The sequence below is a fragment of the Pantoea sp. GbtcB22 genome (assembly GCF_019091025.1).
In the GTDB taxonomy this organism is placed as follows: domain Bacteria; phylum Pseudomonadota; class Gammaproteobacteria; order Enterobacterales; family Enterobacteriaceae; genus Pantoea; species Pantoea leporis.
Genome location: NZ_JAGXKB010000341.1, coordinates 1 through 261 on the forward strand (window position 1 = coordinate 1; position 261 = coordinate 261).

Here is a 261-nt window from a genome sequence, read left to right on the forward strand (position 1 = left end):
ATTCGTACCGCGGACTTTGACTGAGTCTGTTGTTATCCGCGCCGTACCGGTTATTTGCTGTCGTCCAGGTGACATCCGCACCCGTAGTGAATGCCCAGGCGTCTGAGAAATGATGGATCCAGACGCCCTGCATCAGGTAGCGCCAGCGATTTTCCCCTACATTCACAGCTTTTTCATTGTTGTAGGCTCCGGTGGGAGCATAAATAAACGGTGCCAGGGAAAGAATGGCACCCCCCTCGTTGTCCATTCTGCACTTTAAAG

At 52.5% G+C, this 261-nt stretch carries 1 protein-coding gene; it reads right to left on the reverse strand.

Translation table 11 applies throughout. The features are described from left to right. The coding region (locus KVT28_RS25430; RefSeq protein WP_254633666.1) for a transporter at window positions 1-247 on the reverse strand (247 nt) is incomplete at its 3' end. Between the last annotated feature and the right edge of the window lie 14 nt (window positions 248-261).